This is a genomic window from Streptomyces sp. Tek67B01, assembly GCF_055231995.1.
Genome location: NZ_JBUYUY010000001.1, coordinates 6,923,760 through 6,948,258, shown reverse-complemented (window position 1 = coordinate 6,948,258; position 24,499 = coordinate 6,923,760). Strand labels below are relative to the sequence as shown.

Annotated in this window: 23 protein-coding genes and 3 pseudogenes; 13 read left to right on the top strand and 13 right to left on the bottom strand. The window is 68.4% G+C overall.

Annotation, left to right across the window (positions count from 1 at the left end; translation table 11 throughout):
* The first annotated feature begins 157 nt into the window (after positions 1 to 157).
* On the top strand, positions 158 to 475 hold the full coding sequence (locus ACV7NM_RS31700) for a hypothetical protein (protein WP_463413536.1): 318 nt from the start codon (positions 158 to 160) through the stop codon (positions 473 to 475).
* Between the two features lie 244 nt (positions 476 to 719).
* Positions 720 to 1,658: pseudogene (locus ACV7NM_RS31695) on the top strand (MerR family transcriptional regulator).
* A 104-nt stretch (positions 1,659 to 1,762) separates the two neighbouring features.
* On the opposite strand, the pseudogene ACV7NM_RS31690 reads toward ACV7NM_RS31695, so the two are convergent.
* The 5 genes and pseudogenes from ACV7NM_RS31690 to ACV7NM_RS31670 form a co-directional block, all read right to left on the bottom strand.
* Positions 1,763 to 1,849: pseudogene (locus ACV7NM_RS31690) on the bottom strand (IS21-like element helper ATPase IstB); the annotation flags it as partial.
* Positions 1,850 to 1,861: 12 nt separating this feature from the next.
* Entirely contained in the window at positions 1,862 to 2,179 is a 318-nt protein-coding gene (locus tag ACV7NM_RS31685; protein ID WP_463413534.1) for a chaplin family protein, read from the bottom strand.
* A gap of 87 nt (positions 2,180 to 2,266) precedes the next feature.
* Positions 2,267 to 2,596, bottom strand: a complete 330-nt coding sequence (locus ACV7NM_RS31680; RefSeq protein ID WP_463413533.1) for a hypothetical protein — start codon at positions 2,594 to 2,596, stop codon at positions 2,267 to 2,269.
* Positions 2,597 to 3,199: 603 nt separating this feature from the next.
* Entirely contained in the window at positions 3,200 to 3,343 is a 144-nt protein-coding gene (locus tag ACV7NM_RS31675; protein WP_463413532.1) for a hypothetical protein, read from the bottom strand.
* Between the two features lie 88 nt (positions 3,344 to 3,431).
* Positions 3,432 to 4,223 (bottom strand): alpha/beta fold hydrolase, encoded by a 792-nt coding sequence (locus ACV7NM_RS31670; RefSeq protein WP_463413531.1) that lies wholly within the window; start codon positions 4,221 to 4,223, stop codon positions 3,432 to 3,434.
* Positions 4,224 to 6,227: 2,004 nt separating this feature from the next.
* Between ACV7NM_RS31670 and ACV7NM_RS31665 the strand changes: the two genes are divergently transcribed.
* A complete protein-coding gene (locus ACV7NM_RS31665; protein WP_463413530.1) occupies positions 6,228 to 6,647 on the top strand; it encodes a hypothetical protein in 420 nt (139 codons plus the stop codon).
* 178 nt (positions 6,648 to 6,825) lie between these two features.
* The gene (locus tag ACV7NM_RS31660; protein WP_463413529.1) at positions 6,826 to 7,050 is read left to right on the top strand and encodes a hypothetical protein; all 225 of its coding nucleotides are present in this window, start codon (positions 6,826 to 6,828) and stop codon (positions 7,048 to 7,050) included.
* A 114-nt stretch (positions 7,051 to 7,164) separates the two neighbouring features.
* Here the strand turns inward: ACV7NM_RS31660 and ACV7NM_RS31655 are convergent, their stop codons facing one another.
* Positions 7,165 to 7,788 carry a hypothetical protein gene (locus ACV7NM_RS31655; RefSeq protein ID WP_463413528.1) on the bottom strand — a complete coding sequence of 208 codons (624 nt, stop codon included), beginning with the start codon at positions 7,786 to 7,788 and terminating at the stop codon, positions 7,165 to 7,167.
* 223 nt (positions 7,789 to 8,011) lie between these two features.
* Between ACV7NM_RS31655 and ACV7NM_RS31650 the strand changes: the two genes are divergently transcribed.
* Positions 8,012 to 8,149 carry a hypothetical protein gene (locus ACV7NM_RS31650; protein WP_463413527.1) on the top strand — a complete coding sequence of 46 codons (138 nt, stop codon included), beginning with the start codon at positions 8,012 to 8,014 and terminating at the stop codon, positions 8,147 to 8,149.
* A 514-nt stretch (positions 8,150 to 8,663) separates the two neighbouring features.
* On the opposite strand, the gene ACV7NM_RS31645 is transcribed toward ACV7NM_RS31650, so the two are convergent.
* Positions 8,664 to 9,515, bottom strand: a complete 852-nt coding sequence (locus tag ACV7NM_RS31645) for a methyltransferase domain-containing protein (protein WP_463413526.1) — start codon at positions 9,513 to 9,515, stop codon at positions 8,664 to 8,666.
* A gap of 938 nt (positions 9,516 to 10,453) precedes the next feature.
* Here ACV7NM_RS31645 and ACV7NM_RS31640 point away from each other — a divergent pair.
* From ACV7NM_RS31640 to ACV7NM_RS31620, 5 genes are all read left to right on the top strand, one after another.
* The gene (locus ACV7NM_RS31640; RefSeq protein WP_463414135.1) at positions 10,454 to 11,278 is read left to right on the top strand and encodes a S1 family peptidase; all 825 of its coding nucleotides are present in this window, start codon (positions 10,454 to 10,456) and stop codon (positions 11,276 to 11,278) included.
* Positions 11,279 to 11,708: 430 nt separating this feature from the next.
* The gene (locus tag ACV7NM_RS31635) at positions 11,709 to 11,984 is read left to right on the top strand and encodes a hypothetical protein (protein WP_463413525.1); all 276 of its coding nucleotides are present in this window, start codon (positions 11,709 to 11,711) and stop codon (positions 11,982 to 11,984) included.
* Positions 11,985 to 12,409: 425 nt separating this feature from the next.
* Positions 12,410 to 12,565: a hypothetical protein gene (locus ACV7NM_RS31630; RefSeq protein ID WP_463413524.1), complete on the top strand. Its 156-nt coding sequence runs from the start codon at positions 12,410 to 12,412 to the stop codon at positions 12,563 to 12,565.
* 175 nt (positions 12,566 to 12,740) lie between these two features.
* On the top strand, positions 12,741 to 13,442 hold the full coding sequence (locus tag ACV7NM_RS31625; protein WP_463413523.1) for a YqjF family protein: 702 nt from the start codon (positions 12,741 to 12,743) through the stop codon (positions 13,440 to 13,442).
* 506 nt (positions 13,443 to 13,948) lie between these two features.
* Positions 13,949 to 14,428 (top strand): DUF4142 domain-containing protein, encoded by a 480-nt coding sequence (locus tag ACV7NM_RS31620; RefSeq protein WP_463413522.1) that lies wholly within the window; start codon positions 13,949 to 13,951, stop codon positions 14,426 to 14,428.
* 337 nt (positions 14,429 to 14,765) lie between these two features.
* Here ACV7NM_RS31620 and ACV7NM_RS31615 read toward each other — a convergent pair whose 3' ends face one another.
* The 3 genes from ACV7NM_RS31615 to ACV7NM_RS31605 all read right to left on the bottom strand — a co-directional run bounded on the left by ACV7NM_RS31615 (position 14,766) and on the right by ACV7NM_RS31605 (position 18,308).
* The gene (locus ACV7NM_RS31615; protein ID WP_463413521.1) at positions 14,766 to 16,310 is read right to left on the bottom strand and encodes an FAD-dependent oxidoreductase; all 1,545 of its coding nucleotides are present in this window, start codon (positions 16,308 to 16,310) and stop codon (positions 14,766 to 14,768) included.
* A 317-nt stretch (positions 16,311 to 16,627) separates the two neighbouring features.
* On the bottom strand, positions 16,628 to 17,020 hold the full coding sequence (locus tag ACV7NM_RS31610; protein WP_463413520.1) for a nuclear transport factor 2 family protein: 393 nt from the start codon (positions 17,018 to 17,020) through the stop codon (positions 16,628 to 16,630).
* A gap of 61 nt (positions 17,021 to 17,081) precedes the next feature.
* Positions 17,082 to 18,308: an alpha/beta hydrolase family protein gene (locus ACV7NM_RS31605; protein WP_463413519.1), complete on the bottom strand. Its 1,227-nt coding sequence runs from the start codon at positions 18,306 to 18,308 to the stop codon at positions 17,082 to 17,084.
* Between the two features lie 103 nt (positions 18,309 to 18,411).
* On the opposite strand from ACV7NM_RS31605, the gene ACV7NM_RS31600 reads away from it, so the two are divergent.
* Entirely contained in the window at positions 18,412 to 19,005 is a 594-nt protein-coding gene (locus ACV7NM_RS31600; RefSeq protein WP_463413518.1) for a TetR/AcrR family transcriptional regulator, read from the top strand.
* Between the two features lie 292 nt (positions 19,006 to 19,297).
* On the opposite strand, the gene ACV7NM_RS31595 is transcribed toward ACV7NM_RS31600, so the two are convergent.
* Complete coding sequence (locus ACV7NM_RS31595; RefSeq protein ID WP_463413517.1) at positions 19,298 to 20,167, bottom strand: YwqG family protein; 870 nt, start codon at positions 20,165 to 20,167, stop codon at positions 19,298 to 19,300.
* Positions 20,168 to 20,761: 594 nt separating this feature from the next.
* Here ACV7NM_RS31595 and ACV7NM_RS31590 point away from each other — a divergent pair.
* Together ACV7NM_RS31590 and ACV7NM_RS31585 are read left to right on the top strand one after the other, a co-directional pair.
* Positions 20,762 to 21,094 carry a hypothetical protein gene (locus tag ACV7NM_RS31590; protein WP_463413516.1) on the top strand — a complete coding sequence of 111 codons (333 nt, stop codon included), beginning with the start codon at positions 20,762 to 20,764 and terminating at the stop codon, positions 21,092 to 21,094.
* Positions 21,095 to 21,276: 182 nt separating this feature from the next.
* Entirely contained in the window at positions 21,277 to 21,537 is a 261-nt protein-coding gene (locus tag ACV7NM_RS31585; RefSeq protein ID WP_463413515.1) for a tyrosine-type recombinase/integrase, read from the top strand.
* A 19-nt stretch (positions 21,538 to 21,556) separates the two neighbouring features.
* On the opposite strand, the pseudogene ACV7NM_RS31580 reads toward ACV7NM_RS31585, so the two are convergent.
* Together ACV7NM_RS31580 and ACV7NM_RS31575 are read right to left on the bottom strand one after the other, a co-directional pair.
* Positions 21,557 to 22,536: pseudogene (locus ACV7NM_RS31580) on the bottom strand (IS5 family transposase).
* 73 nt (positions 22,537 to 22,609) lie between these two features.
* A complete protein-coding gene (locus ACV7NM_RS31575; protein WP_463413795.1) occupies positions 22,610 to 23,692 on the bottom strand; it encodes an IS630 family transposase in 1,083 nt (360 codons plus the stop codon).
* Positions 23,693 to 24,499: the final 807 nt, after the last annotated feature.

Here is a 24,499-nt window from a genome sequence, read left to right as displayed (position 1 = left end):
GGAGGGGTCCTCGCTCCATGACCGATGCCAACACGTGAAACGCTTCCGACATCGATCAGCCCCACCGCAGGAGCCGCGAATGTCCAGGACCGCCGACATCGATCTTGTGTCGGCCGCTGAGAGGTAGTCGCTGCAGGAACCGCTTGGTATCTCCTACATGGTCAACAGCGACGACCTGTTCGACTGGCAGTCGGCTTCCACCGAGCAGGCAGCTGAGGTCCTGACCGTGGTGAATCCACCGGGCAACATCAACTACCACGTCGACGTCTGCATCTATCACTCAACTGCGCGAACCGGCGGCCAGCTACCTTTTCACGTTGGCCGATCGCACTGTTCCTTCATCCCGACGATAGACCGGCGAGGGCTCTCCGGAGCACCAGCACTGACTGACATGGTGTGGTATCCGAACGCACTGGTACCGCCCCTGCTCGCCAGGGGGCTGGCCAGCTACGAAGCGAGAGACCTTGTCGACTGAGACTCCTTCGGCGGCAGCTCGGTCGGCATGCGGGCAGCACGCGTACTCGAATCGATCCTCGCTGCATGCCCAGCCGGTGTTACTCACGACTACGCGATCACGGAAATTGGGCAGAGCCCGCGGAAATAACGACACTTCGGGAGATCTAGTGCGATCCCTGTCGGGACACTGAAGGCCCGGTTCGTTCAACCGGAGGGCTTAACCGCTTGTGTCTCCAGTAGGGGGAGACAGCAGGGTGGAGCACATGAACGGCGACGAGCTCTACGCGATTGGTGACCTTGCCCGGCGAACCGGGCTGACGGTGAAGACCATCCGGTTCTACTCCGACGCAGGAATCGTGCCGCCGACTGACCGAAGCCCGGCTGGCTACCGGCTCTACGACATCGACGCCCTCACACGCCTCGATCTCGTGCGCACCCTGCGCGACCTCGGGCTGGACCTTTCCGTCATCCGGAAGGTCCTCGACCGGGAAGTCTCCGTCCCCGAAGTGGCTTCAGCGCACGCCGATGCCCTGGACTAGCAGATTCGTACGCTCCGTCTGCGTCGATCCGTACTGAGAGCGGTAGCCAAGCGTGGCCCTACACCTGAGGAGCTGGATCTCATGCACAAACTCGCCAAGCTTTCCGACAGCGAACGGCAGCGGCTGGTGACCGACTTCCTCGATGACACCTTCGGCGGCCTTGACGCCAACCCGGAGTTCGTAGCCATGATGCGGTCGGCCACGCCTCAAATCCCCGACGATCCGGCACCCGAACAGGTCGAGGCATGGGTCGAACTCGGAGAACTCTGCCAGGACACCGACTTCCGGGCCGCCGTCCGAAGGATGGCCGAACACCAGGCGGCGGAGCGGGCGCAGGGCGACACGACCGGCCTGCATCATGATCTGACCACTGCGGTGCGCGAGCAGGTCGGCGAAGCTCTCGCGGCAGGAATCCAGCCGGAGTCCGACCAGGCGGCGCCCATCGTCGATTCCCTCGCCGGTCTCTATGCCGAGACGTTCGGACGCGCCAACGATGCCGACCTGCGGCGATGGCTCGTCACTCGATTGGAGACCGGTGCGGACCCCAGGGCGGAGCGCTACTGGCAGCTTCTGTCGACCATCAACGGCTGGCCAGTACCGCCTACTCTCGCGCCGGTCTTCAGTTGGTTCATCACCGCTCTGCGCTCGCAGGGGAGCCGATAGCACGCCGCGCAGCCCCGGACACATCCGCCGCAGGGATGGCGGACCGCAGAGCAAGTGGGCAGAGGCTGCCAGTTGGCCTTTGCCTGCTCTTCGGCTCGTGCTCGGGTGGTGGCGAGGCGATAGGAGTCGGTGCCGGTCTCGATGATCGTGCCGTTGAAAGTGAGGCGGTCGACGATGGCCGCACAGCCACGCCCCCGGCGCCCTCACTGGTCTCCATAGGTCTCCCAGACGAGTTCTGCCTCCGTCGCCGAAAGGATGGCTGTCGCCTCATCCGCTCCACCGCAATGGTTGCGTGGCAGGCGGGTGGGGATTTGCGCGAGATTTCCAGCGAGGATGCCGGTGTGGCGGGTGGAGGTCTGGCGGGCCTGGGATCCGCTGGATGCGATGGCGCGGCTGTTGTCGAATGCGGGCGACGAGATCACGCCGATGCCGCCGGCCGAGGCAGGGGCTGCGGCGGTGATCCCCGCTCCCGCGCCTGCTGCTGCCAGCGCGAGTGCTGTGTCCGTCCTACGTGCGGTCATGATTCGTTAACGAAGGACCCGGTGCACTGGTCATCCCTGCTTGTCTTTTTGAACTGACTGGAGCAGTACAAAAAGCGGGCGACGCACTCACGCGGGCCGGGCTCCCCCGGCCCCTTGACAGGGGAATTCGGCAGTTGCCGAGGGGACGTCGCCGCGCCACAGGAACCGGCCGACGTCGCCGGCGCCGGTGTCCGCTTCGGCCGGTTCGTAGTCGGACCGGCCGCCTGGCCCGAACGCGCCGTGCTCCGACATCAGGATGGCCCCGTCGACGACCTCTTGAGGGTCCCAGCCGGTGACGTCGAGCAGCATGCCGCCCAGGGGGCCGCCCATCAGCTCGACGTAGACGTACCCCGGCTTCCGCCCCGGGCCGGCTCGTTCGGCTCCGCCCCGTACACACGCCCCCCACGCAGCATCCACCCGCCCAGCCTCCCACCGTCCGGTCGGTCCGCGGACGGTGATGCGACCCCCGCCCCCGGACGGTGACCCTCGGAGGGTGGCCGGCCGGCCCGGGATCAGGTGCGGGGGCGGTAGACGCGCACCGCGCGCTGCGCGACGGCGATGCGGCCGTTGTCCAGGATCATGGTGCGGGCGGCGCCGTAGCGGTAGCGCAGATCCGTGATCGCGGCCAAACGGCCAACGGTCAGAGCCCTGGCCCCCGACCCGCAGTTCGGTGGGCGGCACATCCACCGCCACCCTCCCGGCCACATCCGCATCCGCTCCTCGCCGCCGGTCGGGCGCCGAGCTGTTCGCAGTCGACCGTCCGGGCGATCCACCGCCACCCCGGCCCCGTCCACCAGGCGCACTACCAGCGGCGAGGGGTAGATATTCAGGTCTCGGTCTCCGGCCATCGCATGTCGGTGACCACGGTTCCGCGTAGGGGGCCGGTGGCGGTGTCGCGTCGGTGGGCCTAGCCCTGACACCAGTCTGTCAGCGCTGTGGTGAGCCGGAACCGTCAGGCCAGGCGCGGCTCGCCACACTCGCCCTCACGCGCCGCACCGGCATCGACTGGGCGACGTGTCGCTACCTGTCATGGGCGGGCAGGGGCACGACCAGAGCCCTGGAGCCGGTGGTACCCAGCCCGGTGGCCTCCGTCCCGGCGGACATACCGTCGTCCAGCATCCCGGCGGCCGCACGGCCGACCCGGACGGTGATCTGCTCCAGCACTCTGGCGGCGTGGCGGTCAGCTGGTCGGCGATCCCGACCAGACGCTTGGCCCGTGCGGTGTGAGGTTGTGCACCGGCCGGGTGGTGGTTCAGATGTTCGCGAGGAAATCGCGGACAGCGGTGGCGAAGCCTTCGGGATCGGCCTGCTGGACGAAATGGTCGGTGTCCAGGGAGCGGTAGATCGTACGGGGGCGCTCGGAGCACATGGCCTGGGCCTGCTCGGCGGGCAGGACCTGGCTGCGCAGCCCGTGGATCAGGAGCGCGGGGCAGTCGGTGGCCAGCCATTGCTTCCAGTGGTCGCCATGGACGAGGTTTTCGGAGTCGACGGTGTCCTGCGGGTGGAACGGCAGTCGCCAGCCGGCGCCGCCCGGAAGCGGGCGCAGCACGGGGCCGAGGGCGGTGGCGAGGGGTCCGCAGGCGGCGGCCAGTTCCTCGCGGGTCGCGGCGGTGTAGGGGAAGTTGAGTACGAAGGCGAGGGGGCTCGTGCCGTGGTCGGGGAGGTCGACGGCGGTGTCAACGCTGATCAGGGCCTCGACCAGTTCGGGGCGTTCGGCGGCCAGGTGGAAGGCGTTGAACGCGCCGAGGGAGTGGCCGAGGAAGACCGCCCGGGCGACGCCGAGGTGGTCGAGGAGGGTAAGGAGGTCGGCGACGTAGCCGGCGCGGGTGTATTCGGGGGCGCGGTCCGAGTCGCCGTGACCTCGCTGGTCGGGGGCGATCACCCGCCACTCGGGGCCGAGGGCTGAGGCGAGGGCGGTGAAGGACGCGCCCTCGGAGAGGTGGCCGTGCAGGGCCACGAGGGGCCGGCCGGTGCCGCCGAAGTCGAGGTAGGACAGGGTGCGGCCGTCGACGGTCAGGGTGGCTCGGGGGGGCTGGACGGTCATGGCGGTAGTACTCCCTCGGTTCGGGTTCGGTGGCGGTCCTTTCACCGAGATCGACTATACAGACGTATATGACGCTTGTTCAATACAGTTGTATGGATGCCTATGTCTCACAGCCGTCAACGGGCGCACACTTGGTGTCGTCACCCTCACGCGGGGCCGATCGCGACTGCCGTGCACGTACTCGTCTGCGCTGAGCTGCGTGAGCATGAAGTCGGCCACATCGGCGAAGGCGATCATTGAGCCGAAGGTGAGGCGAAAGTCGGTTCCGGTGCGGTAGCGCGCGGTCCGGGGCCCTCAGGGAAAGCGGCCGGGGTCGTCAACGACGGGGCAGTACCCGGAGGCGACTGCCGGGCAGCGCGCTCGGCCGGCGCCCGCTGCACCGCAGCAACACCGCGCTTCCACAGGGCCAGCAACGCACGTACCTCGTCCGTCACGACGAACCGGTCCGCCCGCGCCGGCCGAGCACCCGGGACCACCAGGGACCGGGACCGGGGGCGCAGCGAGCCAGCGCCACACCGTCCGCCCCGGAATTCCCAGCGCCCCTGCGGCCGCCTGTACATGGCCTACGGTCAGCCGACCGCCGCCCGCAACGCCAGCAGTCGGCCCACCGCCGCGCCGCGCATCTCCACCCGCGCGGACTCCGGCAGCACACTCCGCTCCCCCACCACCCCACACCCCACGACCGGGAAGACCTACACAAGCCCCAGTCCCGGCCGACACACCCGCCATGGATAAGTAGCACCGCTTCCATGGCAGTGGAAACCGCGGTGGTGTACCACCCCACGACAGCGACAACCACCCCGAGCACCACTTCCGCGTCAGCAACGGACACGCCCCCGGTCACACGACCAGCACTCACCGCTACCTGACGGCCTGTCACCACCAAACCCCACCAAACCCCAAACCGGCACATCGCAACTTCTGCCTGCCGAACCGGGGTCCATAGGGGGTTCGGGGCCGGTGCAGGTGCAGGTGATCACGGCGCCGTCGCCCATCGACCACACCACCTTGCGCACCTTCGCGGTCGCGGTGACGGTGACCACCGGCCGACGCGGACGCCGACCTCGGCCCAGTCCGGGGCGCCCCCGGGCGGTTCCACATCCACACCGGCATGCCGACGACCCCGCGCCGGTCGGGAACGGCACGATCCCGATGTCCGGGCCCTCCAGGCGCAGCTGCTCGACCGCCTGGTGCGCGAGCGCCTGGACGTCGATGCCGCCCCCGGCCGGGCCTGTCAGGGACCAGCGGATGCCGCCGCGGACGTCCCCGTTCCCGGTCGGGCAGGTCACCAGATACAGCGATCCGCCGGGGCCGCCGGCGCGCCGGCGCGCCGGTGTCGAACCCAGCGGGCAGGCCGCCGGCCGGGCCGTCCGTGGGTTTCCCGCAGGGCACCACACACCGCATTGGGATCCGGGTCGGGAGCCAGAAGCCACGCCGCGGCCCCTCCCCCATCCTCGGCGAGCCCGAAGACGCACAACGGGGCCGGCGCCTGCCCCTCCTGCAGACCGCACTCCTCGCGCATGCGGCCCGGCTCAACCTCAAAACCGTCAGAACCTTCCGCCAGCGGGCCGAAGAAGCCGCGGCGTTCGCGGTGAAGCTGCCGCAGCCGCAGCCGATCCATACGCCACAGGCGCCGACCTCGCGGCCGTGGGCCGGCTCCCCGCCTCCTCGAACAACGGCGGCTTCTACGGGCGGAGCCCGGCCGCAACGTATTCCCGCACATGCAGCGACGACACCGACCCCGCACCCTGATCCACCGCCAACAACCGACGCACCACCACACCCCGCGCCAACCGGCCGTCCTCACCCATACCCACCAGCACACCCCGACCCCAGCCGGCCGCCCACAGGAATGGGCAACCCCATGACAGCCAACCACCCTGCTGCTATGCGCCCCATGGCGGCAGCCTGGTCACCCCGTGGCAGCCAAGATCACCAGACGGTGTGCAGACTGCACGGGAAAACCTCCGGACAGCCCGCTGGTCGGCGAGGCACCATGCTCAGATGAAGAAGTGCCTGTTCTGTGGCCGGTCAGCACCCGACGTCAAAATGTCCGGCGAGCACGTCCTCCGCCGCGAACTCAACAACCAAGTCCTCTGGGAACCAGCCAAGCAGCGGACCGAAGTCCTCGTCCAAGCCGATGAAGAAACCGGCATACCCGTAGTGAGGTCCCGAGGGATACCACAGTCGATCCTGGATCAGAAACTGAACGATGTATGCCGCGACTGCAACGCAGGCTGGATGAATGACCTCGAAAACAGGGCGGAGAAGAAACTGGTTCCCCTCCTCCGCGGTGAGCACACCCACGTCGGCAAAGCCGACGCCGAGGACCTCGCAACGTGGGTGGCCAAGACGGCCATGGTCAGAGCACGCGTAACGGCGACCCCTACACGATCCCCGAAGACCACCGCACCCACATCATGACCACCAACACCCCGCCGGCAAACCTCACTGTCTGGGCCGCAGCATGTGAACCTCACCCCAGCGCCAGAACCAGACACTGCAAAATGGCGATCGAAATGCCAGAACCCCCATCACGGAAACCGACGAAGACGGGGATACCTGGGTCATCGGCGTCGAACCCAAGCAAAGTCTGGGGCACGTGACGACCCTTGTGATCAATCACCTCGCACTCTTCATCGCCGAAGCAGACTCAGAGCAGCTTCACACCAGCCTCGTCACTCAGCTCGATCCCACGGGTACAGCAACGAAACTCTGGCCAAATCCCCGCCAGTTCGACTGGCCACTCTCACCGACACTCACACCCGACCAGATCGACGGCATCGGAAGCCTCACCCAGCCCCTCCCCAGCACAGCCACCCGCTGACACCCAACCGCTGCCACCACCCCGCACAGAGCCACGACCCGCCCAGAAGCGATGATCACTCGTTATCACCCGCTGGCAACGGACAAACCGTGCCGCTAGGTGTCGCGTGGCCGGCTAGTGCATCAGCTCGGCGTGGGGGTGCTTCGGTGCCATCGGGCAGACGTAGAGCTGCTGGTCGTAGCCGCTGCCTATCTGGACCGCGGTGTGGTTGAAGCCGATGGATGGTTCGTCGGCCGGTTCCTCGTGCGGGAGCCAAGTGCTGTCGTTGTCGGCTTCGAACGTGGCGATGGTCAGTAGGGCATCCATGTCGCTGTCGCAGATAGGGCAGAGCCGTGGGGTGGGATCGGTGGCGCCCCAGCGAGGCCAGCCGCCGACCTTCCAGCCAGGTGCGCCGGCCAACTCGTCGTCGTAGAACTCCTGCGGGTATGAAGCGTAGGCGCTGTCCACCCCCGTGTCGGCCGCTTGCCACACACTCCAGTTTCCGAGCTGTTCCTGGAGTTCCTTGGTCAGTTCCAGGTGGTCGGGGTATTCGGTGACCTGCTCCGGGTTGAGCAAGCACGGCTCGGGAAGGTAGTTGTCGAACTGCATCGCGGGTGGTTCTGGGGGCGTGGCGAGGATGTCGGTGACTGTGGCGGCCGCCCGCCAGAACAGCGCGGTCTTGGGCATGATCGGGTGGTCGAAGGGGCACCACAGCACCTGGAGTAGGTCTGCTCCTTCAGGCGTCTGCAGATCGGGCACGTCCCGCGCGTACAGTTGCGCGACTGGGAGCATCGCTATGGAGCCCTCATGTGGGGCGACGGCCAGCTTGACCGGATACTCCCGCGGGGGGCGGATTCGCTCAAGGGTCTCTCGTTCCTGCGGGGTCAGGGCCCTGCCGCGCGAGGCGGCACGGATCCGTCGTTCCAGCCTCACGTCCGCTGGGGACAAGGCCAGGTTTATTCCGTCCACTACATACCACGCGATGGGTGGCAGTTCCAACGTCGCACACGCGGCCATCTGCGCCGTGATCACCACTCTCGTCGCCCTCTGGCAGCGCTCCGTCATCCCGGCCATCGCCGCATACGGCCTCTACAACGCGTGCGTCGTCGCCTGGGCGTGACCGGCCTGCCCCACCACCAGCGTGGAGGGCCGGCTGCGCCACCTTCGAAGCCCCCGCACCCCAAGACACGGCCTTGGCCCCCACCGGTCTTGTTCCTGCGACCTCGACCCCAGAAGGCGCGCCCATACGAGAGCCGCGCTTGAGGTCCGGCCCTTCGGGATTCGCTCAGCCCCCACCGGCACCGGCCACGCCACTGATTTTGCTCGCCCTGCCCGGCCACGACGGCGGGCCCTGCCGGTGCCGGGCGGTGGACCCACCTGGGAGCGCTCCGCGCGCAGCGCGGGGCGAGAGGGCGAGCAGCGAACGGAAACTCCTCAACAATCGTTCCTCGTTGTCACCTACGCAGCCACCGAGGCGTCCGCCAGGCGCCACCACGAGCGGGGAGGGTAGACGCCGACGATGACGCCGTGGGCCTGGCGGTCGCGGTCGCGGTCGAGCAAGGGCCTGTCGTGACGGACACCCTGCCTTCCCCGCGCTGCGAGGAAGGCAGGGTGCCAGGCGTACCCGCTTGTGGTCACCGAGGCCGGTAGGCGGTGGCCAGCACGGAGACGGTGACCTCATCGGGCAGGAGGCCGTCATCGTCCAGGTCTGCACGGTTCACGTGGTGTGCGCTCGGCGTCATCGCCACCAAGTCCAGGACATCCAGCCTGGTCAGAGGCACGGAGTACTGCACCTGCTCAGTGACGACCACCTCGAAGAAGGGGTTCAGCGCCCGGTGCAGACGCTGTTCCTTGACCGGATCGATCGTGACCATCGAAGGCAGTTGGCCGCGCAGCTCGGCCAGGTGCCGCCCGGTGGGACGGACCACGACCAGCCGGCCGGTCGGACGAAGCACGCGGTGGAACTCGGCCGGGTTGCGCGGCGCGAACACGTCCAGCACGACATCGGCCACCCCGTCGGCCAGCGGGAAGGGGCGGAATACGTCCCAGGCGACCGCTGCCGCTCGGTCGTGGGCACGGGCTGCCAAGCGCAGCGCGCGCACCGATGTGTCCAGTCCCAGACCCCGGGCGTCGGGCAGCTGGTCGAGTACTCCGGCCAGGTAGTACCCCGTGCCGCATCCCGCGTCCACAATCGTGGCCCGCTCAGACACCGTGTCGGCCGCCAGGCGGGCCCCGACTTCCCGGATGGGATCGTAGGCGCCGGCGGACAAGAACCGGTCCCGGGCCTGGACCATGGCTGCGCCGTCGCCGCTGGTGGCGCGGGTGCCCGTGAGCAGGCCGGCATAGCCATGGCGGGCGATGTCGAAGGTATGGCCCGCCGGGCAGCGCAGCGCGCCGAGGCCGGGGCTGAGGCGGCGCGTGCGGCACGTCGGGCAGCGCAGCAGGTCGAGGGACAAGTCGAGGGCAGGGGGAAGCGATACGGGCACGAAGCACTCCTGGAGTGAAGGGAAGAGACCCGTGCCTGCATGCGCGCTTAGAACCTCGCCGCCTCAGGAAGGAGCGGGCAGCGTCGGGTATGTGATCCACGCAGCAGGCACGCCAAGGAGGGCGACGCCGTCCGGTGTCGCCCTCAGCGCCTTCCGATCACAGGAAGCAGTGGTGCGGGGTGCTCATGAATGCCACGTCGCGAGTCTACGAGCATCGGCGAAGCTTCATACCTCCGTGCCCCACAAAGGGTTGGGAGGCAGGACCCTAACTTGTTCTTTATCTACCGTCCGCGTCATAGGGCGGGGATGGACGGTTCCACACGGCGTCCGACCGGCTGACAACCTTGCGAAGTTCACGGGCACTTCGCGGTGATATGGCCTGCATCACGATGTCGAGGAGGGCTCGCGCTTCGAGGGGGTTGCCGCAGCAGTACCAGTGCACGTTGCCCCACTCGTAGTTGTGCCACAGATCCCGCTCCGGCTGGTGGACGTAGTTCTTCCACAGGCCCACAGCCCTGCTGACATCGCCTGGCTGCAGATAATTGCGGGTGTGTTCGAGACGGGTGATCTCGGACAGTGCACGCGAAGACAGACCGTCGATGACTGGCCCTGCGCCCGTTGTCAGGTGGCTGCCCGGGGCGTCAGCACGGATCTGTCCTGGCCGTCTACGCGGCATGGACCTTTCGGTTCGTCGTCATGCGGTACATGGTGCCACGGTCTCGAATGGCTTCTCGAACGGATTCGCTCGCATGGGGATTCGCCGGACGTGGGGGGAGGCTTGACCGGCCCCGCGCTCCCTCCGCACCGAGCTCGCCACCTGCCGCGGTGGGGACTCCTCTACCGTGCCGCAGCAGCTACCCGGTCTGCATGATGGCCTGCTGCCCCGATGGTTTGGCGGATCTTGGAGACAGAGGCTGGACCTTCCGCACGTCGAAGAAATGGAACTCTCCGTGTTCAACAAAAAGTCGTGCGTAGCCGCAGCGCGTGTCACGGCCATCGGTGCTCTCACGGCCGCGATGTGCGCCACCGTGATGACCGGGAGCGCCGGAGCGATCGTCAATGGGGACGATGCCCACGAGCGTTACTCGTTCATGGCGACGATGCCGGAGTCGGCTCCGTCGATGGGGCTGTTCGATGGGAGCTGCGGGGCCTCGCTGATCGGTCCACAGTGGGTGGTGACGGCGGCTCACTGTGTGCAGGGTGAGGGCCTCGTGCTCGACGGCATCGTCCGCGTCGGCAGCGACCACCGCAAGTCCGGGGGCACCGTCCGGGCCATCGACCGGATCGTGGTCCATCCCGGCTACGTGAGCAACTACAAGAGCGGTGCCAACAAAGACGACATGGCGCTGGTTCGTCTCGACCGGCCCGTAGCCGAGATCCCCGTCCCTCTCGCGAAGCGGGCAGGGTGGCCGGGGACCGCGACAAGGATCCTGGGCTTCGGCACCACATCCGACACGCAGTTGCAGTTCGCGGACCGGCTGCAGGAGCTCGACACCCGCAGGGGCGCCACGGCTGAGTGCGCCCCCGGTTACGCCGACCGCACCCGGCTGTGCACGATCAGCCGCGTGCCCCAGGCCATGGCCTGCTTCGGCGACTCCGGCGGGCCCCAGCTGCAAAAGGGCAGGCACGGGCGGTGGGAGCTGCTCGGTGTCACATCGGGGCCCGGCGCCCCGGGCGTCCCATGTTCGTCCGGGCCGGGGCTCTACAGCAGCATTCCCGCCTACTCGGACTGGATCGAGAAGACCATCAAGCGCGACGCCTGAGCGCTGACGGAGCCGACCCCATGAGCACCAGGCCTCACGCCTTCGGCCTCTCTGCCCGCAACGACATCCGCAGCCGCCAGCCGCGAATCAGTCACAGGCCGCCGAGCCCCCACACATCAAAAGCCCGCGACGTCTCCGGCACGGCAACGCCGCGCCATCCCACATCGTGCCGGCGCCAGCACGCCAGCCAGCTTCCACCAGGACGACACCAGCCGCCGAGGACGCCGACGACAACACCGGAGCCGGGCGGCTCAGCGGCGGTGGATCACGTACGGCTTGCCGTCGTGGGAGACGGCGGTGCATTCGCCCATCGGTTTGGCCGTGGCGACGGGCAGGGCCGCCATCGGGCGCCTGAGTCGTTAGCTGATCATGACCCTTCCGTGCCATCCGAACGGCGGTGGCCGTCAGCGGCGCCGTTGCCCTGCTCACGATGATGACCGGAACTGCCTCCGCCGCAGACGGACAGTTCACCTACATCAGGTACGACACCGGGAGCCAGGACGCGCTCTTCAGCCCGCCCAGCGACCGCTGCCTGCCGCTGCCCGGCGGAGCGGTCTCCGCGGCCAACGACACGAATGCCACCGCCTTCGTCTACGCCGACAGCAGCTGCCAACAACTTCTCTCGATTGTGGGCGTCGGAGCGACCTGGGAGGCCTCAGGGCCGCCGACACTGCCCGCGCGCAGTGTGGGCTTCAGCTCCAACTAAGCTCCAGACGCCCCAACGGCGCGCCTCGGTGGCCCGGATCGCGGGCTACCGGGGTGGGTGAGCGCGCGGTGGATCTCTACCTCGCCACCTCCGCTATCCCCCATCCCGCGCCCTGAAGTGTTGGCCATGATCGAAGAGACTGGTAGGCGGCTTGCCCGGTGTCGTAACTCGAGTCGAATGAAGGGTGGGACCCCTGCACCGTGTTCCCGATGTAGAACTTCCAACCGGTGGGGGCCAACTCCGCACCATGTTGCACATGGTCGATATCGACAGGCTGGCTGGTTGACGATGATCTGATCGGGGCTGGGGGCGGCGGAGGCAGGACCGCTACTGATCCCGGCCAGGGCGGCGACGGCGACGGCGACGGCGACGGCGACGAAGCTTCACACGCCATTCGCCGCGTCCGCGATGCCCAGGTACACGGCGTGTCCGGAGCTGCCTTCGCCCTCACCGGATCGACAGCCACCTTCCGCCAAGCCGTCGACTGCCCATACAACAGCCCCGCCATCACCACTACCGTCGCCGTCCAGCAACTCCTGCGGCTGACCGACCACAGCCCGGCCCGCGTCGAGGCCACCTGACGAGGAGGCCCCGCCCGAAAGCCGGCAGCCCGCGACCGCGTACCCGGCCAGGCGCCCGCCCGCAGACAGGTATCCCGCATGGAACGGGGCAGGCGCATGCGGGGGACGAGCCGCCCGGCGGTGAAAGCAGGTGGAAGCCGGTGAAGACGTGAGTGCCCCGGACGCGAGTGGCCCGATGGTCGAGCGCCCCGTGGGGCTTCCGGTGTTGCGCGCGTGTTGGACACATCAGGCGTTCGTGCACTGGCCCTACGCACCGCAGGAAATACAGTCCCTGCTCCCCCACGGGCTCCTCGTCGACACCTTCCGCGGCAAGGCATGGGTGAGCCTGACACCGTTCGTCATGGCGTCGATGCGCGTACTGGGCCTACCTTTCCCAGGCGCCACGTTCCCGGAGACGAACCTGCGTACCTACGTCCGGTTGGGGGATCAGGACGGTCCCCAAGGCATCTGGTTCCTGTCCCTGGAGGTGGCCAACCCGCTCATGCTGGCGGCGCGAAGCATCGGCATCCCCTACCACCTGGCCGACCTCTCCCTGCACATGGACGGGCCCGAGTACCGCTACGCCGGGCTTCGCCGCGGCAACGGTCCGTCGTATCGGCTGACCGTCCGCAGGGGCCCCGCCGTCACAGCCTCGGCTCTGGACACCTGGCTCGCCGACCGCTCCCGCGCCTACTCCCGCCGTACGGGGATCATGTGGAAAACGCCCGTTCAACACGGAGCGTGGCCGTTGGAACGCGGGACCCTCGTCGACCTCGACGAGACCCTCACCCGCTCGGCGGGACTGACTCCCCCGGACACCGAACCGCTCACGCACACCTCGCCCGGCGTCTGTCCGGTCCGTTTCGGCCCGCCGCGCCCCGCCACCGGAAGCGGCTGATCGACGAGCGTCGGCACCCGTCCCGTCCGTTTGCACACACCGCTGCGACACGGCGTGCAGCGGTCTCACGCCACGGTGCGCCACGGCCGTCAAGAATGCGAGGGCTGCGGCGGTGAGGCCGACCAAGCGGCGGCGCAGGAGCGCGTAGCGCCGGCCGTATTCGGCTTTGAGTTCTTCGGACCGGGCCACGACGGCGCCCAGTATCTGCCGCTTGAGGAGCAGGTGCTGGTGGGCGAAACGTCGTGGCGAGCCTGCTCACGCCGCAGGGCGCTATCGGCGCGTGCGTTGCCTGTTGCACGGCACGATCACGGTCGGCACCGCGATCAGGAACGAGAGCAGGACCGGCGCCCCGTGAGGGGAATGCAGGGCCGGGGGACGTTTGGCCGGGATCCGTCGGGTAGGGGCCACACGACGCGGCCTCCACGCGGGTCCTCCGGACCCGGGCCGCGAGGAGGAGATGAACGCCATGCGCAAGCGACTTCTCGCAGCGTCCGCCGCCGCGATAGTTGCGGGGCGGACTGTGTGCACCGGCGGCATTCGCCGCCGCGGCCGCCAGCAATCAGGACACCAACTTCGTCAGGTCCGCCCACGAGGGCAACCTGGCGGAAATATCCGCCGGCAGACGCTCAGAAGAACGCAATGACCTCCTGCGTCAAGGAGGTCGGCGCGAAGCTCGTCGCCGATCACCAAAAGCTCCACCAAGACTCAAGGCCCTCGCTGTCAAGAGCGCCATGACACTGCCCAACGCCCCCACCCCGGAGCAGCAGCACGCCCTGCAAGGTGTCCAGGCCAAGGCCGGAACGGCCGGATACGACCCAGCGTGGCTCAGCACTCAGGAAGCCGCCCACACCAAGACCCTGGCCCTGATCGACACGCAGATCCGCTCCGGCAGCGACACAGCCGTCATAGATGCGGCCAAGAAGGCACGGCCCGTCGTCGCCATGCACCTCGACATGGTCCGCGGCGGCACCTGTCACATGCCGTAACGGCCACCGCTCATCGTCCTTCCCTTGTGGTTCTGGACGGGCGGGGCGCTCACACGGGTGGGCGAACCCACAGGTAGGGACCGCCGCCTCTCCACTCGATCAGGCAGACCGTGCCGCCTCGTACTCCGACAGCTCCAGACCTGCTCGTCGCGAATACTCCACGACGTCCGGCGCGGCGCCGCGTTCAACGATGTCACCACGGCAGCGGACCCGGTTTCCGGGTTCTCGGGCCCGATGTCGCCCGCATGACCACCGAGAGCCCCACCCTCACCGCCTGCGTGCGCACCCTGCAACGACATGAATGCGCCTTGGCTCAAGCACTCGCCGCAGCAGGGGGTCAAAGGTCTCCGGGATCTCGTTGTTCCAGCGGGCGCAGCGCCGGGCCTTGGAGGATCTCTCCGTGGATGCCGAAGCGGGAGCCGTGGCAGGGGCACTCCCAGGTTCGTTCGGCGTTGTTGAAGGCGACCAGGCAGCCCATGTGGGTGCAGACCGCGGAGACGGCGTGTAGTTCGCCCTGATCGTCACGGTGGACGGCACATGGTTTGCCACCCGCCCGTACGACGGTTCCCTGACCGGGCTTCAGGGCGCTGACGGGGCCGTTCGTGCCGTCGCCCATGGTGGCGAGGCGGTCTTTGACGAAGTGCTTACCGGTGTCCCACTGAGCCTTCAGGAACGCGGGCGCCTCCCGGAGGGCAGCACCGGTGCGCCCGGGGTCGTACAGCCCGGCCCAGGGCTCATCGGTGCCGGTGATGAGGGAGGTGATGAGCCGGCCGGCCAGGACTCCGCCCGTCATGCCCCACCCCGCGAAGCCCGTGGCCACGTGGACGTTTCCGCCTTCGACCGGCATTCGGCCGATGAGAGGCAGTGAATCGGTGGCGCTGTTGTCCTGCGCCGCCCACCGGTGTGAGAGCTGCACACCAGGGAAGCGCTCCTCGGTCCAGGCGTGCAGGCGCGCGTAGCCGGCTTCCGTGTCCTCGCCTGTGCCGGGGGTGAATGCCTCTCCCGTAACGATCAGGAGCCGGCTGCCGTCCGGGAGCGGCGCGGTGCGCACGGATCGCTTGCCGCCTTCCTGGGTGATGTACATGCCGTCCGGATCCCGGTCGGGGCGTAGGCGTCCCGCGATCACCAGGTCGCGGTGCTGGGTGAGGCGAGTGGTGAGCAGGGCGTGGTCGAAGACCGGGTGGTGGGTTGCCACGACGACGTGGTGGGCGGTGACGGTGACGCCGGAGGCAGTCGTCACCCGGCACGGATCACCGCCGTCCAGGCCGGTGACACGGGTGTTCTCAAACAGTCGGGCCCCGTGCGCCAGGAGGTCGTCGACGAGGCCGCGCAGGTAGGCCAGGGGGTGGAACTGGGCCTGGTCCTCGACCATGACGGCGCCCGCCACCGGATACGGCAACCCCGTCTCGGTGACGAAGGAGGCGTTGAGGCCCGCCGCCCGCGCCGCCTCCGCCTCGGCCCGCAAGGCCTCGACGCCGTCCTGTTCTTCGCAGTAGGTGAAAGCGGGGCGGCGTTCGAGGTCACAGTCGATGCCGAGGTCCTCGGCCACCTCGATGACGTGGCGCAGCGCGGCGCTCTGGGACGTCGCGTACAGGCGGGCGGCGTCCTCGCCGTGCTTGGTGCGCAGCGTGTCGTAGACGGCGGTGTGCAGGGCGGTGAGCTTTCCGGTGGTGTGGCCTGTCACCCCTTCCGCGAGCCGGTCCGCCTCCAGCACGGCGACGCTCAGCCCCGCGCGGGTGAGTTCCCAGGCTGAGCTGAGGCCGGCGATGCCCCCGCCGATAACCGCCGCGTCCACCTCCACCGACGCAGCCAAGGGAGCGAAGGACGAAATGGCGGCCGTCTGCATCCAATAGGACCGACCCGACCCGAAGAGTTGGCTCATGCCCCACAGTTGCCCAGGACACCGGCCCTGATGCGCGAGTCACGCAGACCGAGGCCACGCCCCGGAAGGCATCCGGGGAGGGGGGTGGGCGTCACGGTCTGCCCGACGAGCCGGAGCGGGATCCGTCGCTCGGCACCGCCGCTCCAGCCACAACGTGCCGCGGCGGCCGGCGGCGCGTGCCCGGCATGGAGGCGTGATCGTTGAAGCGGTATGAACGAAGCCGAGGGCCTCGACGGCCGGGAACGGGCCGCTGTCCGCCCTCTTCTGCCCGGGTGCGGGCCAGGGGGGGCCGGACTGTGTTCGCGGGGCGGGGGCGGTCAGCGGGCCCTGCCGAGGTGGCGGTCGGCGTCCGAGCCGTTGACCATCAAGGTGGTCTCCTCGATGCGCTGGAAGCGGCCGTCGGGGGCCAGGTCGGCGAACAGGTAGACCTCCATGCTCACGGTCGTACCGTCCTTCTTGGTGATGTGGCAGGTGTGCCGGTCGGCGTACCTGTCGCCGTCGTAGAGCTCTTCGTGGACCTCGACCTCTCCTGCGGCGACGAGCGTGCGCAGGTGGGCGATGTGGTCGAGGAACTGGGAGCGGTCGACCCACTCGCCGTCGGTGCGTTGGCGGTAGTCGGGGGTGAAGTGCCGGTCGGCGGCCTCGGTCAGGGTGATGTCCTCGTTGAGGAGCAGGTCGGTGAGGGCGGCCTTGATGCCGGTGCGGGTCATGTGGGGTCCTTCGAGAGGGTTCGGACAGCAGGGTTCCTGGCGGTCCCTGGTGGGGTGGGAGTCAGGGCTGGGTATTGGTGAGGGTGTCGTCGAGCCAGTCGTAGATGCGGGCGTTGGCGTGGCGCGCGGCGCCGGGGTGGCAGTGGGCGCCGGCGCCCTCCTCGGCGGTGAAGAGCATGAGGGTCTTGGGGCAGGTGAGGTGTTCGTAGAGTTGTTCGGGCTGGCCCTTGAAGAACTCGTCCTCCGCGGCGTCGCAGACGAGGGTGGGGCACTGGATCTTCTCGGCGATCCCGTCGGCGAGGGTGTAGTCGAGGTAGGAGGCGTTGAAGGCGCGGGGGGTGTCGACCCCCATGACGTACATGCCGTGGTTGAGTGCCCAGCGGGCGATCGGGTCCTTGGCCATGATCTGCTCGAGGGCGGCGTCGAGTTCCGGGGCGGCCTCCGCCCGCAGGAGGCGTTCGGCCTCCTTGCGGTCGCCGGGGATGTTGCGGACGGACGTCTGGCCGAGGTCGTACAGGCCGTCGACCGCTATCAGCGCGGCCAGCCGGTGCTCGAACGCGGCTGCCCGGGGGGCGAGCACTCCGCCCATGCTGAGACCGAGCAGTGCGATGCGCCTGTTGTCGACCTCCGGGATCGTCTCGGCGAAGTCGATCACCGGGGTAATGACGTTCTCCCAGTCGGGACGGAAGACGAGGCCCTGGTGGTGACGCGGCCCGGGCATTCCGGGGCCGTCGAACACGAGCACGGTGTAGCCCCGCTCGACGGCGGCCAGCGCACCGAAGAAGTGCATCTCCTCCGCGGTGCCGTCGAAGCCGTTGTGCATGATCAGCGTCGGCCGGGGGGTGCCCGAATCGTCGGCCCGGTAGAGGTAGCCGGGCAGCGTGGTGTTCTCGTAGGGAATCCGGACCGGCTCGATGCTCGGGGTGGTGTAGAGGGCGGCAGCTGCCTTGAAGCACTCAACGGAGCGGTCGTAGGCGTGGTCGTGGCGCGGGTCGCAGTCCTTGCCGTGCAGGAAGAACTCCGCCGACCGGTAGTAGTTCGAGGCGCGCAGGAACCCGTCGCGGGCGCTGACCCGGTGACCTGCCGCCAGAGCCTTCTCGGCCTCCGACGACACCCGTCCGGCGGTGGCGAACCACTCGGTGTACCAGCTGTCGTAGTCGCCCTCGGTGATCCGCGCGGCGGTGGAGACGACCTCGCCGAAGTCGGCGCCGCCGTAGGCAATGTGGCTCATCGAGCGCAGGGTCTCGTACCAGAACTGGGTGTTGTCCGGGAACAGCAGCTGCTTCACGGCGGTCTCCTTCGACGGCAACACAAGCACAGATTTGTGCTTGCGTTGCCGACTGTAGGGCCTCGAACGCTCGGAAGCAAATATCTGTGCTTAAGATGGGGGTGTGACTCAGAACAAACCGGCCGCCCGCATCCGCAGGAGCCCCGAACAGGTCCGCGCCGCCGTCCACCAAGCGGTCATCGACCTTCTCTCGGCCCCGGAGGACGAGGACCTCAACATCCCCGCGATCGCGCAACGCGCCGGCGTCAACCACACCAGCGTCTACCGGCGCTGGGGCAGCCTCGACGCCCTGCTGGCCGACACCGTCACCACCCGCCTCGAGCGCGACTCGCCGCTGAACGACACCGGCACCCTGCGAGGTGACCTCATCGCCTGGGCCGAAGCCGGCGTCGCGAGCATGCGCACACCCGAGGGGCGCGCCCTCGTGCGCGCCGTCATCCTTTCCATGCCCGGCAGCACCCAGGCACAGACCGAGCGCGCCCAACACTTCCGGCGCCGCATGCGCTCCATCGAGCAGATCCGCGAGCGGGCCACGACCCGGGGCGAGAACCCGCCACCGCTCGAGCAGATCCTCGACCAGCTGATCGCGCCCTTCTACATCCGGGCGATCTTCGGAATCGACCTGCCCGCCACCGGATACCCGCAACTCCTCGTGGACAGACTCCTCGGCGGCGCGAGCGCACCAGACTCGGCCTGAGGAAGAGCAGAAGCCTTCCACAACGATGCGGCCTTCGCGGCCGTGCCGTCGACCTGGTCAAGGGGGCAGCGGGCGGAGCCGGCGTCGAGCGGGGCGCTGGTCAAGGGGGGTCCGGTAAGGACCCTTACCCGCAGGGTTGTGACGGAGCAGGCTGGTTGGCAAGAACGGATATCGAACAATTTCGGTTTCCGTGACCACGACCTCGCCGCGTCAGGAATGCGGCGACACCGGCACAACTCCAGGTTGCGGAGTGCGGACTTCCGTTACCCGGTTCCGGGTTTTTTGCAGCCCCTCACTGGATCAGGTCGCTGTGCGGATGACCTCCGCTCGTCGGGCAGGCGTACAGCTGGAGGTGATTGGCGTCCAACACCGTGATCTCGGCCGGATTGGACCGACCGTCGTCGGTTGCCCCGGGGACCCGGTCCTCGTACGGGATCCAACTCGTGCTGTTCCGGTGCCATTCGGACGAGGCGATGGTCAGCAGCGGCGTCATCGCTGTACCGCAGGGCGCACAGAACCGCGGCACGGGGTCGGTGAGTCCCCAGGGGGCCCAGCCACCGATCTTCCAGCCGGGGGCGTGGGACAGCGCATTGTCGTAGAGCTCCGTCGGGTCGGCATCGTCGACCACGATGCCCGCCGCCCGCCAGGGCGCGGGGTCCGTGATCTGCTGCTTCAACTCCTCGGGGAGTTCCAGGGAATCGGGGTACTCGGTGACCTGCTCCGGTGCGAGCACGCACGGCTCAGGCACGTAGAGGTCCTCGTCCGCGTCGAACGGCTCGGGCGGCGCGGCCAGCACGTCGGTGACATCCGCGGCGGTCCGCCAAAACAACTCGATCGGAATGCTTGAGTCCGGCGCGTGCTCCGAAGGGCACCACAGGACCTGCAGCAGGTCGGTCCGCCCCGGCGGCCGCAGCAAGGGTACGTCCCGCGCGTACAACTGGGCCACGGGCACCAGGGGGTGGAGGCCATCATGCTCGATACGGCAGTACGGCCAGGGTTCCTGTGCGGGCCACAGCAGGGGCCCTCCGATCGAGCTGTCGTGCACCGTGGGAGAGCCGGGACGCGGGTGCAACCGGACCGCCGGGCGGGCCAGCCGGGCCAGCGCGGGGAAGACTGCGGCGACGTCGACCGGCCGCGGCGGGGTGGTACGTGTGCCATTCATAGCGATGATCTTGCCAACACTCTCTGACAACGGGCCCTACCCAACAGGACGAGCCGCGTCCTTACCGCGTGCGGCGCACCCCCTGCCCCGTTGACTGAACGATGGACGGAGTTTCCGCAGTTCAGAGGGCAAGTGCTGGAGTTGGACGCTACGGTCTCAGGTCGTGATGGACGAGCGTGTGACCAATCGAGATCTGGCAGCCCTGGTGGTCCCGCGGGCGGGTCGGCTGGTGGAGACCGGCAATCGGTACGAGCCGTACCGGCTTGTCGATTCCGATGGTGCGGAGGTGGAGGCGGTCGCCGTCTACTTTCAGGATCTGCTCGCTGCCGGGAGGGCCGCTTCCACGGTCCGCTCCTATGGGATGGATCTGCTGCGCTGGTGGCGGTTCCTCCACGCGGTGGACGTCAGCTGGGTTCGTGCGAAGCGGCTTGAGGCTCGGGACTACCGCTGCTGGATTCAGTTGACTGCCAAGCCGCGCAGGCCAAAGTCGGTGGTCAGCCGTCCAGTTGGAATGGCGGGGGCACCGAACGCCGTGACCGGGAAGCCGGCGACGGGCAGGGGTATGCCCCGGCCACTGTCGCCCACGGTGAGACGGTGCTGCGCCGCTTCTACGACTTCCACCGCGACGCCGGCACCGGGCCGCTACTCAATCCCTTCCCCTCGGACCCGTCGCGCAAGTCAGGTCGCGCCCACGCTCACCACAACCCGATGGAGACATGGAAGCCCGAGCGGGTGGGGCGGTACCGGCCGAGCCTGCCCAAGCGGATCCCGCGCTCGATCCCGGACGCGTGGTTCAACGAGCTCTTCGCGGCTCTGCCGTCGAACCCGCGACCGGGCCATGGTGGCGTTCTGGATCTCCACCGGGGTTCGGGCATCGGAGCTGTTGGGTCTGCTGCCAGTGCGACGTCGACCCCGGACAGCAGCTGATCAGCGTGGTGCGGAAGGGGGCCCGCGCCGTGCAGCAGGTGCCGGCGTCCGCAGACGCGTTCGTGTGGCTGCGGTTGTATCAGCACGATCTTCACGGGCTGATGCCCCGCGGGAGGATCAGGCCGGTCTGGTGGACGGTGCGACGCCCCCATCGGCCGCTGACCTATCACGGCGCCCACCGCATGTTCGAGCGGGTAAACGCCACCTTCGGCGCGGACTGGACCCTTCACGACCTTCGTCACAGCGCCGCCGCCCGCATGGTGCGCGACCCGGCGCTGACGCTGACCGACGTGCAGTGGGTCCTCGGGCACGCGCATCTGACCACGACCGAGATCTACCTCGCGCCGCGCCAGGACGAGGTCGTGGCCGAGGTGCTGGCCCACCACGCCCGGCGGGCGGACCGGCACGCCGAGCCGGCGCCGCCGCCTCCGGCACCCGGCTAGGGCCTGTGTGATGTCGCGATCATTCGGTGGTCTTCACCAGGTCGTCGATCCAGATCATTGCGGCGCGGAGGTGGAGGCCGGCGAGGTAGCTTTCGGGTGACTTGTCGTAGCGGGTGGCGATCCCTCGCCAGGCCTTCAGCTTGTTGATCAGGCGCTCGACGGTGTTGCGTTCCTTGTAGAGGTCGGTGTCGTGGCTGACGGGTCTGCCGCCTCGTGCGCCCTTCTTCTTCCGGTTGGCGGCCTGGTCCTTCTTCTCCGGGATGACGGCCTTGATTCCGCGTTTGCGCAGGTAGGCGCGGTTGCCGCGGGATGAGTAGGCCTTGTCTGCGGCGACCGCGCCGGGCTTGGTGCGGGGACGGCCGACGGGCAGGCGGACTCTCACCCTCGCGAGCACGGGGATGAACTGCGGGCTGTCCCCGGCCTGCCCGGCGGTCAGCACCATTGAAAGCGGACGGCACCTGCGGTCCGCAGCGAGGTGAATCTTGCTGGTCAGGCCGCCCCGGGACCTGCCGAGGAGGGCTTCCTTCAGGCGGAGCTTGCGTCTGCGGCGGATGCGGCGACGCTCGGCCTGTCCGTTCTGTTCCTCCGGTCCGCCCCCTTTTGCCGGGCCGCTTCCTGTTCCTGTGCGGCTTCTTCCAGGGCCTCCATGAGGTGCTTGCTGACACGCATCCCCGCGGCGTCGTGGTGGGCACGGACCGTTGTGGAATCCACGCTGACCAGCGACAAGTCCGTTCTTCCCACGCGGGCTGCCTCGGCGATCAGGCCTTCCAAGAGGGCGGTGAAGACACCGGCGTCCCGCCAGACGCGGAAGCGTCCGTAGACCGTGGCCCACGGGCCGAACTCGGCAGGCATCTCCCGCCACTGAGCACTGGAGCGGAACCGCCAGATCACACCCTCGAACTGCTCCCGCAACCGCTCCGGATACGGGCCGTACCTACCGATCGGCAGATACGGCTCGATGAACTTCCACTGGGCATTGGTGAGTTGCCTGCGTGTCACAACCACAGTCGTACCGGATTCCACCTCGCGACGAGGACAGAACCCAGAAACTGATCACGACATCACACAGGCCCTAGTCTCCTGAGTCAGGAATTCTGTTCAGATAGCTGGCGAGGCGTTCGAGGATCTCATCTGCGGTCTTGGTCCAGACGTAGGGCTTCGGGTCACTGTTCCATGCGGCGATCCAGGCCCGGATGTCCTGCTCCAGGGCCTGGACGGTCTTGTGGACGCCTCGTCGTATCTGCTTGTTCGTCAGCTCGGCGAACCACCGCTCCACGAGGTTGAGCCAGGACGACCCGGTGGGTGTGAAGTGCAGGTGGAACCGGGGGTGGGCCACCAGCCAGGTCTTGATGGCCGGGGTCTTGTGGGTGGCGTAGTTGTCCAGCACCAGGTGGACGTCCAGGCCGGCCGGGACTTCTTTGTCGAGCTTGATGAGGAACTTCTTGAACTCCTCGGCGCGGTGGCGGCGGTGGAGTGAGCCGATCACCTTGCCGGTGGCGACCTCCAGGGCGGCGAAGAGGGTGGTGGTGCCGGCCCGGACGTAGTCGTGCGTGACCCTTTGCGGGACGCCGGGCATCATCGGCAGGACGGGCTGCGAGCGGTCCAGTGCCTGGATCTGGGACTTCTCGTCCACGCAGAAGACCAGGGCCCGTTCCGGCGGATCGAGGTAGAGGCCGACGACGTCGTGGACCTTGTCGACGAAGTACGGGTCGGTCGACAGCTTGAAGGTCTCAGAGCGGTGCGGCTGCAGGCCGAACGCCCGCCAGATCCGCGACACGGTCGACTGCGACAGGCCCGTTTCCTTCGCCATCGACCGCGTCGACCAGTGCGTCGCGTTCTTCGGTGTCGACTCCAGTGTCCTGGCGACCAGAGCGGCGACCTGCTCGTCCGTGACCGACCGCGGACCGCCGGATCGCGGCATGTCGCCCAGGCCGGCGATCCGGTGCTCGACGAAACGCGCCCGCCAGCGGCCCACCGCATGCGCGGTCGAGCCGAGCCGGGCCGCTACATCCTTGTTCGAAGCGCCTTCCGCGCAGGCCAGGATGATCCGGCAACGAAGTGCCCACGCCTGCGGCGTGGAACGGCGCCGCACCCACCCCTCGAGTGCGGCCCGCTCCTCATCCGACAACCTCAACTCGGCCTTCGGCCGCCCCATCCGCGCCATACCGCAAGCCTACACATCTGAACAGAATTCCTGACTCAGAAGACTAGGACCCGGAAGCCTTGAACGTGCTGTTCGGGCGGTCTTCATGACCATCACCACAAAGCACTCGACGCGCCGACAACTGCAGACCGCGAATGCAACAGTCGAACAGGTCCGGGCGCGGAACCACGTACTGCGGGAACGGTTCCCGCCCCGCTCCGCGGCGGCGTGGTGGCCAGCGACGGTGCAGTCGGCGGATGAGGTGCTGCGTCGGCTGACGGCGCCACCGTTCTTGCCGGCGGCCAACGCCACCAGGGCCGGGCGACGGCGCGGGGTCGCCAAGCTTCTGGGCTGGTTGTCCAGCCTTCCAGGGGATACCTGGCAGCAGCGGTGGAAGGCCAGCCGCGCCGAGGAGATCCCCGGCGCGGACTGGACAGATCTCCCGCTGCGCTTCTTGCGTCAGAGTGGACCGTCGCCGTCGTATGAGCGCGTTGACCTGACCTCCGGGCTACTGATGCTGGTCTGCGGCGATGTCATCCGTCCTGACCTGGCCTGGATGCTCACCCGCACCCACAAGCACCTGGCTCCGGTCATGGCCGAGGTCCGCGACCCCGAGGGGTTCGCAAGCCTGGCACGGCTGGCCGAGTCCGGGCCGGCCAGCGCCCGGAGCGAGGCCACCATCGCGGCGACCCGGATCGCGATGCTTCTGGCCTGCAAGGGCGGGTCGATCGCGAGCATCACCGTCGGTGACTGTGTGGAGCTCGTCGACACCTTGCGTCGGGTCCATGTCCGCGGGGGTCAGCGCAAAGTCGACTTCTA

What these genes read in the sequence shown, in the direction of transcription:
- ACV7NM_RS31640 (WP_463414135.1), top strand. Translation starts at nt 10,454, where the DNA reads ATGGAACTCTCCGTGTTCAACAAAAAGTCGTGCGTAGCCGCAGCGCGT.
- ACV7NM_RS31595 (WP_463413517.1), bottom strand. Translation starts at nt 20,167, where the DNA reads ATGAATGGCACACGTACCACCCCGCCGCGGCCGGTCGACGTCGCCGCA.
- ACV7NM_RS31635 (WP_463413525.1), top strand. Translation starts at nt 11,709, where the DNA reads ATGATGACCGGAACTGCCTCCGCCGCAGACGGACAGTTCACCTACATC.
- ACV7NM_RS31575 (WP_463413795.1), bottom strand. Translation starts at nt 23,692, where the DNA reads ATGGGGCGGCCGAAGGCCGAGTTGAGGTTGTCGGATGAGGAGCGGGCC.
- ACV7NM_RS31615 (WP_463413521.1), bottom strand. Translation starts at nt 16,310, where the DNA reads ATGAGCCAACTCTTCGGGTCGGGTCGGTCCTATTGGATGCAGACGGCC.
- ACV7NM_RS31700 (WP_463413536.1), top strand. Translation starts at nt 158, where the DNA reads ATGGTCAACAGCGACGACCTGTTCGACTGGCAGTCGGCTTCCACCGAG.
- ACV7NM_RS31650 (WP_463413527.1), top strand. Translation starts at nt 8,012, where the DNA reads ATGGGTGGCAGTTCCAACGTCGCACACGCGGCCATCTGCGCCGTGATC.
- ACV7NM_RS31670 (WP_463413531.1), bottom strand. Translation starts at nt 4,223, where the DNA reads ATGACCGTCCAGCCCCCCCGAGCCACCCTGACCGTCGACGGCCGCACC.
- ACV7NM_RS31665 (WP_463413530.1), top strand. Translation starts at nt 6,228, where the DNA reads ATGAAGAAGTGCCTGTTCTGTGGCCGGTCAGCACCCGACGTCAAAATG.
- ACV7NM_RS31610 (WP_463413520.1), bottom strand. Translation starts at nt 17,020, where the DNA reads ATGACCCGCACCGGCATCAAGGCCGCCCTCACCGACCTGCTCCTCAAC.
- ACV7NM_RS31625 (WP_463413523.1), top strand. Translation starts at nt 12,741, where the DNA reads ATGGTCGAGCGCCCCGTGGGGCTTCCGGTGTTGCGCGCGTGTTGGACA.
- ACV7NM_RS31585 (WP_463413515.1), top strand. Translation starts at nt 21,277, where the DNA reads ATGTTCGAGCGGGTAAACGCCACCTTCGGCGCGGACTGGACCCTTCAC.
- ACV7NM_RS31685 (WP_463413534.1), bottom strand. Translation starts at nt 2,179, where the DNA reads ATGACCGCACGTAGGACGGACACAGCACTCGCGCTGGCAGCAGCAGGC.